Source organism: Roseibium sp. FZY0029, from assembly GCF_036350355.1.
In the GTDB taxonomy this organism is placed as follows: Bacteria; Pseudomonadota; Alphaproteobacteria; order Rhizobiales; family Stappiaceae; genus Roseibium.
Genome location: NZ_JAZDVZ010000001.1, coordinates 224,802 through 236,582 on the forward strand (window position 1 = coordinate 224,802; position 11,781 = coordinate 236,582).

Genomic DNA, 11,781 nt, shown 5'->3' on the forward strand with positions numbered 1-11,781 from the left:
GTCATGTGAAAAAGAATGTTGTTTTTCAGGTCGTTACTGGATGCACCAACCGCCGTCGATGTGGATCATCTGGCCGGTCATGTAGTCGCTGTCGGGGCTTGCGAGAAAAGACGCAGTGCCCTTGATGTCGTCCGGATAGGACACCCGCTTGATCACCAGTTCGTTGTTGGCGATGTCTTCGTAGGCCTGTCCAGCCCGTTCCTTGAAACCGATCTCGACAAGATCCTTGTCGAGCTGTTCCCAAAGCGGTGTCACCACCACGCCCGGTGCATAGCCGTTGACGGTGATATTGTGTTCGCCGAGCGCCACCGCGCCGCAGTGGGTCAGCGCCAGGCAGCCGTATTTGGACGTGCAATAGACAGTCACATCCACCAGCGGCTTGCGCGAGGCGATGGAGCCGACATTGATCAGCTTGTATGGAAAATCCTTCGGCCCTTGGGCAATCATCTGCCGGGCGGTTTCCTGCATGCCCAGCCACATCGCCTTGGTGTTGACGCCCATGATGAGATCCCAGTTGTCCTCATCGATATCCATGAAGAAACGGGGCTTGTTGAGGCCGGCATTGAAAAGTCCGACGTTGATGCTGCCGAAGGCGTCGACAGTTGCTGCGACCGCTGCGGCGTTGTCCTCGCGGCGGGTCACATCCATCTTGACCGCGACCGCCTTGCCGTTTCCGGCCGCATTGATGCGATCGGCGACGGCCTGGGCTTCATCGAGGTCCAGATCACCAAGACAGACGTTGGCGCCTTGCGCCGCGAAATGCTCGGCGTTGGTCGCACCCATGCCGCGTGCGGCACCGGTGATCAGAACGTTTTTTCCCTTGAGCCGATTGGGGTCCATGATTTCCTCCCATTAAAGTTTTCCAGCCTCCCGCATCATTCGGTCGGCACGATCCTGAGCCATCTGCAACGCGGCTTTTGGCGACTTCACGCCACGCAACATGTCGTGGCATTCCTCCCCGCATATGCGGATGATGTCGTTGATTTCCGGGATCGGGGGACGTGGCCAGAACTGCAGTTCGTCCCGCCAGGACATGGCGTCCACCGCCTCGAAAATCGGAGAAAGGCGCCGTACTTCCGGGTCCGCGCCAACCGAGTAGCGCGGGTTGGTTCGGCTGCCGTGTTCGACGTAGAGCTTCTGCGCTTCGGGCGACGTGAACACGATCAGCGCTTCGGCTGCCGCCTCCAGCCGTTCCGGTGCAATGTTGGCCGGAATGCCGAGCAGATACCCGCCGACAGGGGCGATGTTCTGCGCATTGGGGCCGGAAGGATGCGGCAGGAAGCCGACCTTGCCATGGGCCGCGCAGGCCGGGTTCTGTTCAAAGTATGGAGCCAGCAAGGTGTAGCCGTAGGCCATCGCCACCCGCCCGCTGGCGAAGGGACGGACGCGCTCGTACCAGGACATCGACAGGATGTCCGGCGGCGAATACTGAAGCAGCGCCATCAGGTATTCCGCCGCATCGAGCGCACGCTCTGAATAGATGACCGGCCGGTAGTCTCCGTCCGCAAGACGCGAGGCATCATAGCCGCCAGCCTGTTTCGGCAGGTCCAGAATGGGCTGACCAAAATCCGCACAGGTCATCATGAAGGTATGGCCAAGCGCTGTGCCGCGCGCAGCATTCCAGGCAATTCCGTATCGCCCCTGAACCGGATCGTTGAGCCTGGCGGCGGCCTTCAGCAGCGCATCGGTGGTCTGCGGCGGTTCAAGTCCGGCCTCTGCCAGCAGATCCTTGCGGTAGAACAGCAGCTCCGGCGTCGTCTGCGAAGGAACACCATAGGGCTTGCCTCCCCAGTGGGCTGCCTGCCAGCCGGCCGTGTGAAAATCGCTGGGCTGAAGCCGTTCGACATCCAGCACCTCATCCAGCGGCAGCAGGTAGCCGTTCTCGGCAAACTCTCCCAGCCAGGGCAGATCCAGGGCAATCAGATCGTAGCGGCTTGTCGGCCGGTGCGCGTTCTTGACGGCTTCCTCGTGGAGCCGGTCGATGGAAAAGGCCCGCTGCTGGATGGAACATCCGACCACCTGCTCGAACTGGCGCTTGAGGCCGTGCATCACCATGAAGGTGGGATCCCCATGCACCAGAACGCGGAGGTCGCCGGAGAGCTTCAAGGGCTCGAGGAGAACCTGGGGCGGCTGGATCGTCTGGGCTTCCAGATAGGAACCGCCGAAATAATAGTCCTGCGTGCCGGAGCGCAGATCGGTTGACCCAAACGACTGGGCCGCCATCCTGCGGACACGGCTGCTGAACTGGGTCCATGCCTCCAGCATGCCGGCGCTCGGGTGGAGCGAGTAGCTTTTGCCGGTCGAGGTTCTCGGCCGTTGCTCGATCAGGCCGTTGTCGATCATCTCGCGCATGCGGCGGCTGGCCGTCGCGTAGGGTACCCCCGACGCGCCGATGAGCGAGGTCGGCGTCACCGCTTTCGCTTCCAGATGCCTTTTCACCAGATAGGTCGACATTTTGACATAGGGGTTCGGAGCAGATATCTCCAACAGACCGTCCATCTCTTCTTCAAAGTTCTCCAGAAAGCTGAGAACCTGCAGAATTTCCGTCTTGGCCTGTTGAGTCAGATAAGTCTTTTCGCGAACCAACTCTCCCTCTTGCTGGTTCATCGCTCGGCTCCAGTTTTCCGGACGGGACGAACCACTGCCGCGTTTCCTCGTTTTGGATATTTTTTGGATCGACATTGAATGTCCTCCTAAGCGTGAGCGAGATGACCGGTTAGAAAAACGGCCAAAAAATCCATTTTGGATATAAGACCATCCATTTTGGATATTTTCGAGGGGGCATCACCCGGGAGAGGCGTGCAGGATTTTTGGTGACGCTCACGGTGAGCGCTTACCCGTGTCAGGAGGAGGCACGGTTCAGAATTCAGACCATTCGATTGGTCTTTCAGGGAGGAAACGAAATGACGAACACTTTCCGTTCGCTGCTTGTCGCCACGACGGCCATTGCAGGCATGACGCTGACCGGTGCTGCCAGTGCAGAAACCATGAAGATCGGCATCACGCAGAACAACGTCGGCGTAGACAGCTACCAGACCACCTATGAAAAAGCCTTCATCGCGGCAGCCGATGCAAATGCGGATGTTGAAACCGTCGTGCTGGACGCTGGCGGCGATGTCGCGCGTCAGATCGCGCAGATGGAAGATCTGATCCAGCAGGAAGTCGATGCCATCATCATCTGGCCGACAAACGGCGAAGCGGTCATCCCCGCTGTCCGCAAGGCTTTCAAGGCCGGCATTCCGGTCATCGTGACCAACTCGAACATTGCCGAACAGGGTTTCGAGTTCGTGAAATCCTTCTCCGGTCCGGATAACATCACCCAGGGGTCTCGCTCCGCCGAGATCATGTGTGACAAGTTCAAGGACATGGGCATCGAGGACGAAGCCAAGATCGTGCAGATCTCCGGTCAGCCGGGCTACACGACGGCGATCGAACGCGCCAAGGGCTTTGAAGACCGCCTGCCGGAAGTCTGCCCGAACGTGACCCTTATGGAGACCCAGCCGGGCGACTGGAACCGCGAAAAGTCCCAGAAGGTCATGGAGGCCTTTCTGGTGAAATATGATGACATCGACGGCGTTTACGCCGGAGACGACAACATGGGTGTCGGCGCGCTGAATGCCGCCAAGGCCGCCGGACGTGAGGGCATCATCTTCGTCGGCGCGACCAACTTCTCCGTCGGTTACGAGGCCATGGAACGCGGCGAATACTGGGGTTCGATCTACCAGTCGCCTGTCGACGATGCCGAAGCTGCCCTGCAGACGGCCATCGACATTCTGTCCGGCAAGGATGTTCCGTTCCTGAACTACTTCGACACACCGAAGATCACCCAGGACAACATGGCCGAATTCGAGAAGCCTGTCTTCTAAGACTGAAGAACAAGCCCGACTGGGGCGCAAGCCGAGCTTTGCGCCCCTTTTTTCCGAATGACATCGACCGGGAGGAAACCATGGGCCGAGTGTCCGGGCGTTCCTGTATCGTCACTGGCGCTGCTCGAGGGATCGGCCGCGCCATCGGCGAAGCGCTTATCAACGAGGGAGCCGATGTCTGCTTTGCCGACATCAACGGCGATCAGGCACAGGCTGTCTGCGAAGCGAACCGCGAGCGGGCCACTGAGGCCGGCGCGGGCGTCACATGGGCCAAGGTAGACGTGACCGATCGCGACCAGGTGCGCGCCATGATCGACAAAACCGTCGAGACCTTCGGCAAGCTGGACGTGAAGTTCAACAATGCCGGCGTCAACAAACCCATGAACTTTCTCGATGTCACCGAAGACAACTGGAACTTCATCATGGGGGTGAACGGCCTCGGGTGTCTTATCGGCATGCAGGAGGCAGCCCGCCAGATGATCGCCCAGGGCACCGGCGGCAAGATCATCAACACCGCTTCCATCGCCAGCCGCCAGGGGTTCGACAATGTCGCACCTTACTGCGCCTCGAAATGGGCCGTGGTCTCGCTGACCCAATCCGGCGCCAGAGACCTCGCCAGGCACAACATCACTGTCACAGGCTTCGCGCCGGGAGTTGTCGCTACGGAAATGTGGGAACAGGTGGACCGCGATCTTCTGGACATCGGCGCCGCCGAACGCCCCGGTCAGGCGATGGAGGAATTCTCTTCCGAAATCCTGAGAGGCCGGGTGGCAACACCATCCGATATCACGGGAACGACCACGTTCCTGGCGTCACCGGAAAGCGATTACATGACCGGCCAGGTGGTGATGATCGATGGCGGCATGACGCTCGTTTGAGGTTTTACAACAGAATGAGGGAGGGTCTGTTGTCCGATATATCAAGCAAGGCTGCCAGCCATCCCGGCAGTTCGAAGGATAAATCCATGAAGCCCTTCAGTCTGACAGGCGTTGGGGGATTTCTGGCGAAACAGGGCATTCTGGTCGCCTTCGCCGTATTCATCATTGGCTTCACGATCGCCAATCAGCGCTTTCTCGACCCTGACAATATCATGGGCGTCGTCCGCTCTTCCGCCATACTCGGCGTGATGGCTCTGGGTGTCACCTTCGTGGTCATCAGCGGCAATCTCGATCTTTCCGTCGGCTCCATGATGTCCTTTGCGACCATCGTCGTCCTCGATCTGCACGACAAACTCGGCCCGGCGCTCGCGATCCCCTCAATGTATGCGATGGTGCTGTGCCTCGGTGCCTTCATCGGGTTTCTGGTCGGATATCTGAAGCTCAACTCCCTGATCGTCACCCTCGGCATGCTGTCGGCGATCCACGGTCTCACCCTCACCTATTCCGGCGGCAAGAACATGGATATTGCCGACAAGGAAGGCACCTGGTTCAGCGTATTCGGTCAGTCGACCCTGCTCGGCATACCCGTACCGATCCTTCTGTTTGCCCTCGTCGCCTCGGTTCTGGGGATCGTGCTGGCAAAGACCCCCTTCGGCCGCAAGGTCTACGCGGTGGGGGGCAACGGCACGGCAGCAACCTTCTCCGGCATCCGCCGGGCGCGCGTCGTCTTCACCTGCTACCTCCTGTCCGCCTTTTGCGTCGGCACCGCCGGTCTCATCCAGGCCAGCCGCTCCCTTGGAAGCCAGAACACCGTGGGCCAGGGGCTGGAACTTGAAGTGCTGGCAGCCGTCATCCTTGGCGGGGCGTCCCTGCTGGGCGGTTCCGGCACGATCTTCAAGACCGTCATCGGTGTCCTGATCCTCGGCTTCATCCAGAACGGCCTCCTGCTCGTCGGGCTGCAGTTCTATGTCCAGTATGTTGTCACCTGGATCATCATCATTCTTGCCGTCTGGCTGGATATTGCCGCCAAACGCGGCAAGCTCTGGTCGCCGTTCGCGTGAGGGAGGGAAAGATGGAACCGGGAACCTTAAGCACCTTTTTGAAGCGCGGCGCGATCTGGGGCTTCATTGTCGTCGAGCTGGTCTTCTTCTCGATCGCGGGTGAATTCCTGTCGCTGAGCGACAAGGCCTTCATGGACATGGACAACATGCTGCTTTTGTTCAAGCAGTCCGCCCCCATCGGCATCATCGCCATCGGCATGACGATCATCATGATCAACGGCAACATCGACCTGAGTGTCGGCGCCACCTTTGCCTTGAGCGCGGTCGTGCTGCTCGACAGCATGACGTGGCCGGTCTTTGCCGGTCTCGGTGATGGCGTCATTCCGATTGCCTGGGGTCTCGCGTTGCTGACGGGGATTGTGCTCGGCGCCCTCAACGGACTGATCGTGTGGAAGACCGGGGTCGATGCCTTCATCGTCACGCTCGGATCCATGCTCGGCTACCGCGGTCTGGTGTTCATGTACAATGGCGAACAGCCGACCTCCCACCTCAACTGGACCCTGGTCGATTTTGCCGAAGCCCATTTCCTGGGTCTGCACACCGCCACCTGGTTCCTGATTGCAGTTACCGCCGTGGTCTGGTTCGTGATGAACCGCACGATCCACGGACGCAACGCTTATGCCATCGGCGACAACCGGACTGCTGCCATCAATGCCGGTATCCGGGTCGGGCCGCACATGATGATCAACTTCATGATCATCGGTTTTCTCGCCTCCCTGTCTGCCGTGGTGTTCTATTCCGAGTCCGGCTCGGTCAATCCCAACGACGGCGAACTCTATGAACTGTGGGTCATTACGGCCGTCGTGCTGGGCGGCACCAAGCTTACCGGTGGTGCCGGATCCGTGCTCTCGACCCTTGGCGGTGTTCTCGCCATCCAGCTTCTGCGCAAGGGGCTGGGGCACATCGGCGCCGACACGGAAACGGTCAATCTGGTTATCGGCCTGATCCTGATCGCCGTTCTCTTCCTCGACCGTCAATTGAATCTCAAAGGCAAACAGGAGCTGAGGATATGACCAGCGCCACCCCCGCCTTGCGCCTGGAAGGCATCGTCAAGACCTTCCCCGGTGTGCGCGCTCTGGACGGTGTTTCCTTTTCCGTCCTGCCCGGTGAAGTCCATGCCCTGATGGGTGAGAACGGTGCTGGGAAATCGACGCTGATGAAGGTGCTCGGCGGCATCTACCAGCCGGACGAAGGCAAGATTATCGTCAGCGAGCAACCGGTCGTCATGACATCGCCGCTACAGGCGAAAAGCAAGGGCATCGTCTTCATTCACCAGGAGCTGAGCCTTGCCGAAGAACTGACGGTTGCCGAAAACATCTATCTCGGCGAATTACCGCGCAAGAGCTTCGGCCGCGTCGACTGGCCGAAGCTGCATGAGCAGACCAACCGCATTCTGGAAACGCTCAAAGTCGGTTTCGACGCCCGCACGCGTGTTGGCGACCTTTCCATCGCCAACCAGCAGATGGTGGAAATTGCCCGCGCCCTGACCGTTGAAGCCAAGGCGGTCATCTTCGATGAACCGACTGCCTCGCTGACCGATGCGGAAAAGGTGGTTCTGTTCGATGTCATCGACAACCTGAAGGCCGAGGGCGTCGGCATCATCTACATCTCGCACCGCATGGAGGAGATCTTCCGGATCACCGACCGTATCAGCGTGCTGCGGGACGGACAGTATCGAGGTACCCTGAACACGGCGGAAACCAGCGAGGACGAAATCACGCAGCTGATGATCGGTCGAAAGCTCGATCTGACGCGCAACGCAGTCCATCACGAACTGGGCGATGTCGCACTGGAAGTGCGCGGTCTCTCCTGCGGGAAGCTGTTCCGGGACATCAGCTTTGAGGTGCGCAAGGGCGAGGTTGTAGGTTTCTATGGCCTCGTGGGCGCTGGCCGCACGGAAATTGCCGAAACCCTGTTCGGCCTGCGCGAACCCAGCAGCGGCACCATTTTGCTGAATGGCGAGGAAACCGTCTTTCACTCACCGGCCGATGCCATCGCCAAAGGCATCTCTCTGGTGCCGGAAGACCGCAAGGCACAGGGCCTCGTTCTGGGCATGAACTGCCGGGACAACATGACCCTGCCTCAGGTGGACGACCTCAAGGCTGGCCCCTTCGTTGCCGAGGGCGCGGAAATCGCGATCTTCGACCAGTACCGGGATCGGCTCGACATTCGCACGCCCGGCTGGAAACAACTTGCAGGCAACCTCTCCGGCGGCAACCAGCAGAAGATCGTGATCGGCAAGTGGCTCTCCATGCATCCGAGCGTGCTGATCGTCGATGAACCGACGCGCGGCATTGATGTCGGCAGCAAGTCAGAGATCCACAACCTGATCCGCGACCTGGCCAGCCAGGGCTACGCGGTCATCGTGATCAGTTCGGAAATGCCGGAGGTTCTGCATGTCAGCGACAGGATCGTCGCCATGTACAGCGGCGAGATCATCCGGACGTTCACCTCCGAGGAGGTTACCGAAGACAATCTGATCCAGGCCATTTCCGGCATAAGGCCGGAAAAGGCCGCCTGATGCGGGTCGGATTTGCAGGGCTCGGCCGGATGGGCGTGCGCATGGCTGCCAATCTGGCCGCCGCCGGTCTGGAGGTGAGCGTCTGGAACCGGACAGCTGAAACTGCCCAGACCTTCGCCGCCGCGCACAACGCCTTTCCGGCAGCCACCCCGAAAGACCTGGCGGAGCGGTCGGATGTCGTGATCACAATGCTCGCCGACGATGCTGCTGCGGAGACGGTCTATTTCGGACCGGATGGTCTGTTTGAAGCTTCAGGCGGCGCGCAGGTTTTGGCCGAAATGGGCACCCTTTCCGTCCCCATGGCAGAACGTCTGGCGCAAGCTGCGCAGGAAAAAGGCCGGCGCTTCGTCGATGCGCCTGTTTCCGGCGCAACGCAGGCGGCCAAGGATGCAAAGCTGTTGATCATGGCAGGCGCCATGGCGAGCGATGCGCCCGAGCTTGCCGCCCTCTTCGATATTCTGGGCCGCAAAACAATCTGGTTGGGCAAAACCGGCGCAGGCGCTGCCATGAAGCTTGGCGTCAACATGCTTATTCACGGTCTCAACCAGACGCTGGCCGAAGCCCTTTCGCTGACGACGGCGGCCGGCATCCCGCAGGAACAAGCCTATGAGGTCGTGGAGAATTCCGCAGCCGCCGCCCCGGTTATCGCCTATCGCAAGGGGCTTTACCTGGACGAGGCAGCCCATGACGTGAGCTTCACGGTCGCGCTTGCCCGCAAGGATGTCGGGTTGGCGCTCGAACTTGCTTCCACCTGTGGTGTGGTCATGCCGCAGGCGGAACTCAATCATGCGGTTCTGAAGGCTGCCGGCCAGGCCGGATATGACGGCCGCGACATGGCCTCCATTCTTTCGTTCGTGAACAAGGGTCTGAAATGAAAGCGGTTCTGTTTGTCGGTGGCTGGGAAGGCCACACGCCCACCCACTTCAGCGACTGGTTCGAAGCGCTGCTTCGCGAAAATGGGTTCAGCGTCACCGTCTACGACTCGATGGAACCGCTGGAGCGGCCGGATGAGCTTGCCGATGTCGATCTGATCACGCCGATCTGGTCGTCCGCCCGCTCGGGTCATCAGCAGGAATTTGGCAACATGACCAAACCGCAGGAGGACGGATTATTAAAGCTTGTCGCCAACGGCTGCGGCATCGCCGGATGGCACGGACACATGGGCGATGCCTTCCGCGACCGGCCGACCTACCATTTCCTGATTGGCGGGCAGTTTGTCGCTCATCCTCCCGGATGGCCGGACAACCTTCAGCCGCGAGAAGACTACATCGACTACGACGTGACCATCTGCAAGCCAGACGACCCAATCGTGAAGGGCATCAGGAGCTTCCGCCTGACGTCCGAGCAGTATTACATGCTGGTCGACCCCTCCAACGAGGTATTGGCCACCACCACCTTCTCCGGCGATCATCTGTGGTGGATCGAGGGAACAGTCATTCCCGTCGTCTGGAAACGGCGCTGGGACAAGGGCCGGGTGTTCTACTGCTCCATCGGCCACGAACTGGACGATCTCAAGGTGCCCCAGGTGACGGAAATCATCCGTCGGGGCGCACTCTGGGCTGCGGAAGGCAAATCCCTTTAGCGCCCCTCCAGATTTTCCAACAAGAGCGTCACGCTTCAATAAACGCTGGCTTTCCGCCAGGGTAGTCAGGTCTTCATGATCGGATGGTGCACCTGTGACTGCACCGATGTGAGGGAGTGCAAATCTCCCGCCGCAGGAAAAGGGAGGTGTTTTGAAGTTTGATAAAAAGATCTTCTTTTGCCACATCCCGAAGACAGCCGGCACCTCATTGCGCCTTTCGCTGGAACAGGCGGTTGGAGAGGCAGCAGTCGTCCCCTCTCAAGCGTTGATTTCACACAATTGTGGCCGCTACCCGCCGCTTCACGTTGCCTTGCAGGAGCTTCAGGATAAGCCGGACTTTCGCCTGTTTCGGGGCCACTACGGCTTCTGGGTACGAACATATCTGCCGAAGAAGACGCTGACGATCGTGGTGCTGCGTGATCCGGTAGAGCGAACCATTTCCAATATTCGGCATTTTCTCGCAGATGGAAAAATGACAGAGAAAGATGCGCTCGAAAGCCTGGATCAGGGACGATTGCCAGGTGCTGACAATCTTATGTGCCGATATCTGGGTGGAACCTCCATAGCGGCAGAAGGACAAGAGTTGTCCGACCGTTTTGTTGCTTCCAAAACCAACCCCATCGATGATTACAAAGCTCTTCTCAAACGGGCCGTTTCAACCTGTCGCTCGGTGAACATAGTGGGGTTTACCGACGACATGCCGGCTCTCTTCGAGAGAATCTCGCAGGAAACCGGCCTGCCCCTGACACTGCGGCAGGACAATCGGAGCCGTTATCCTGCGCTTTCGCTCTCGGATCGTCAGCTCGACGTCATCAGGAACCACAATACAATCGATCTGCGCCTTTATGAGACGATGCGAGCCGAGCGAAACAGCAACAAGTTAATATGTCTTCTGCGAAAAACAGGCATGCTCGGGTCCTGAGCTGACGTCACGGTTCTGCCGTCCAGAGACAGCCCACAAAAGACCGACAACTTTCAGGTGGGAAAATCAACCGATTGGATAACCCGCTTGCGGTCAAGACGGCTCCCAGAGGCGACGAGGCTAAACCTTGGTGCCCAGCTTGACCTCGACATTGAGGCGGGACGCGGCGCCTTGAACATGTGTTGCCATGGCGTCGCGCGCGGCGGTCCTGTCGCCGGCCTCGATTGCCGCAAGCACGTTGCGGTGCTCGTCCAGCGTGATCTCCACCAGATCGTCCTTGGTGTAGATATCCGACGTCACCCGCGTGGTTTCCTTCAGGCGCGAGGAAATGTAGCAGATGATGGCAAAGAGATAGGAATTGCCGGCTGCCTTGCCGATGGCGCGGTGAAACACGGCATCGGCTTCCAGCCGCTGTTCGTCAAACTGCCTGTGTCCCTCAAGAACGGCGACCGCCGCCCGCATTTCCGAGAGATCCTCCGCGCTGCGGCGCAAGGCGGCAAGGCCCGCGGCCTCGATTTCCAGAAGGCCGCGCAACTCGAAGAGATCTGCCAGATTGCCGGATTTTTCGAGTGACCGGATGTCGACCCGGAACGTTTCGCGCTCCGAAACGGGTTTGACGACGGCTCCGCGACCCTGGCGCGATTCAATGACACCATCCGAGCGCAGCCGGGCAATGGCTTCGCGCACCACGTTCCGGCTGACGCCGAAGGTTCCGGCAAGGGCGTGTTCCGTCGGCAAGGGATCGCCTGGCATCAGCTCGCCATCTTGTATCTTTGCCATGATGTCCGCAGCAATGCGGTCCGGCAACAGCGACAACCGACGCACTTCCCGAGACTCCACCATGCCCGGTACCTCCTTGCATTGCCGCAGGGTTCTTCGTGTTCTTCAACGGCTTAATGCATCCATAGGACAAGCTCGAGCGCTTGTCGAGCCAATCGGCCATATGGTGTC

11 protein-coding genes are annotated in these 11,781 nt (G+C 59.6%); 8 read left to right on the top strand and 3 right to left on the bottom strand.

Features of this window, described 5'->3' with window-relative positions; translation table 11 throughout:
• Positions 1–33 precede the first annotated feature (33 nt).
• Together V1T76_RS01075 and V1T76_RS01080 are read right to left on the bottom strand one after the other, a co-directional pair.
• Positions 34–840, bottom strand: coding sequence for an SDR family NAD(P)-dependent oxidoreductase (locus tag V1T76_RS01075; protein WP_330558770.1), 807 nt, complete (start codon positions 838–840; stop codon positions 34–36).
• 12 nt (positions 841–852) lie between these two features.
• Positions 853–2,607 carry an ABC transporter substrate-binding protein gene (locus V1T76_RS01080; protein WP_330558771.1) on the bottom strand — a complete coding sequence of 585 codons (1,755 nt, stop codon included), beginning with the start codon at positions 2,605–2,607 and terminating at the stop codon, positions 853–855.
• Between the two features lie 296 nt (positions 2,608–2,903).
• On the opposite strand from V1T76_RS01080, the gene V1T76_RS01085 reads away from it, so the two are divergent.
• The 8 genes from V1T76_RS01085 to V1T76_RS01120 all read left to right on the top strand — a co-directional run bounded on the left by V1T76_RS01085 (position 2,904) and on the right by V1T76_RS01120 (position 10,830).
• The gene (locus V1T76_RS01085) at positions 2,904–3,866 is read left to right on the top strand and encodes a sugar ABC transporter substrate-binding protein (protein ID WP_330558772.1); all 963 of its coding nucleotides are present in this window, start codon (positions 2,904–2,906) and stop codon (positions 3,864–3,866) included.
• 80 nt (positions 3,867–3,946) lie between these two features.
• Entirely contained in the window at positions 3,947–4,744 is a 798-nt protein-coding gene (locus V1T76_RS01090; protein WP_330558773.1) for an SDR family oxidoreductase, read from the top strand.
• A gap of 86 nt (positions 4,745–4,830) precedes the next feature.
• Complete coding sequence (locus V1T76_RS01095; RefSeq protein ID WP_040439707.1) at positions 4,831–5,805, top strand: ABC transporter permease; 975 nt, start codon at positions 4,831–4,833, stop codon at positions 5,803–5,805.
• Positions 5,806–5,816: 11 nt separating this feature from the next.
• Entirely contained in the window at positions 5,817–6,818 is a 1,002-nt protein-coding gene (locus tag V1T76_RS01100; protein ID WP_330558774.1) for an ABC transporter permease, read from the top strand.
• Positions 6,815–8,326: a sugar ABC transporter ATP-binding protein gene (locus tag V1T76_RS01105; RefSeq protein ID WP_330558775.1), complete on the top strand. Its 1,512-nt coding sequence runs from the start codon at positions 6,815–6,817 to the stop codon at positions 8,324–8,326. Before V1T76_RS01100 ends, V1T76_RS01105 begins: the two co-directional genes overlap by 4 nt.
• Positions 8,326–9,201: an NAD(P)-dependent oxidoreductase gene (locus V1T76_RS01110; RefSeq protein WP_330558776.1), complete on the top strand. Its 876-nt coding sequence runs from the start codon at positions 8,326–8,328 to the stop codon at positions 9,199–9,201. The genes V1T76_RS01105 and V1T76_RS01110 overlap by 1 nt, the downstream gene beginning before the upstream one ends.
• Complete coding sequence (locus V1T76_RS01115) at positions 9,198–9,908, top strand: ThuA domain-containing protein (protein WP_330558777.1); 711 nt, start codon at positions 9,198–9,200, stop codon at positions 9,906–9,908. The genes V1T76_RS01110 and V1T76_RS01115 overlap by 4 nt, the downstream gene beginning before the upstream one ends.
• A 151-nt stretch (positions 9,909–10,059) precedes the next feature.
• Positions 10,060–10,830: a sulfotransferase family 2 domain-containing protein gene (locus V1T76_RS01120; protein ID WP_330558778.1), complete on the top strand. Its 771-nt coding sequence runs from the start codon at positions 10,060–10,062 to the stop codon at positions 10,828–10,830.
• A gap of 120 nt (positions 10,831–10,950) precedes the next feature.
• Here the strand turns inward: V1T76_RS01120 and V1T76_RS01125 are convergent, their stop codons facing one another.
• Entirely contained in the window at positions 10,951–11,673 is a 723-nt protein-coding gene (locus tag V1T76_RS01125; protein ID WP_330558779.1) for a FadR/GntR family transcriptional regulator, read from the bottom strand.
• Positions 11,674–11,781 lie beyond the last annotated feature (108 nt).

Bases quoted from the DNA above. Each gene is read 5' to 3' on its own strand.
- V1T76_RS01075 (WP_330558770.1), bottom strand. From the start codon at position 840: ATGGACCCCAATCGGCTCAAGGGAAAAAACGTTCTGATCACCGGTGCC.
- V1T76_RS01080 (WP_330558771.1), bottom strand. From the start codon at position 2,607: ATGAACCAGCAAGAGGGAGAGTTGGTTCGCGAAAAGACTTATCTGACT.
- V1T76_RS01085 (WP_330558772.1), top strand. From the start codon at position 2,904: ATGACGAACACTTTCCGTTCGCTGCTTGTCGCCACGACGGCCATTGCA.
- V1T76_RS01090 (WP_330558773.1), top strand. From the start codon at position 3,947: ATGGGCCGAGTGTCCGGGCGTTCCTGTATCGTCACTGGCGCTGCTCGA.
- V1T76_RS01095 (WP_040439707.1), top strand. From the start codon at position 4,831: ATGAAGCCCTTCAGTCTGACAGGCGTTGGGGGATTTCTGGCGAAACAG.
- V1T76_RS01100 (WP_330558774.1), top strand. From the start codon at position 5,817: ATGGAACCGGGAACCTTAAGCACCTTTTTGAAGCGCGGCGCGATCTGG.
- V1T76_RS01105 (WP_330558775.1), top strand. From the start codon at position 6,815: ATGACCAGCGCCACCCCCGCCTTGCGCCTGGAAGGCATCGTCAAGACC.
- V1T76_RS01110 (WP_330558776.1), top strand. From the start codon at position 8,326: ATGCGGGTCGGATTTGCAGGGCTCGGCCGGATGGGCGTGCGCATGGCT.
- V1T76_RS01115 (WP_330558777.1), top strand. From the start codon at position 9,198: ATGAAAGCGGTTCTGTTTGTCGGTGGCTGGGAAGGCCACACGCCCACC.
- V1T76_RS01125 (WP_330558779.1), bottom strand. From the start codon at position 11,673: ATGGTGGAGTCTCGGGAAGTGCGTCGGTTGTCGCTGTTGCCGGACCGC.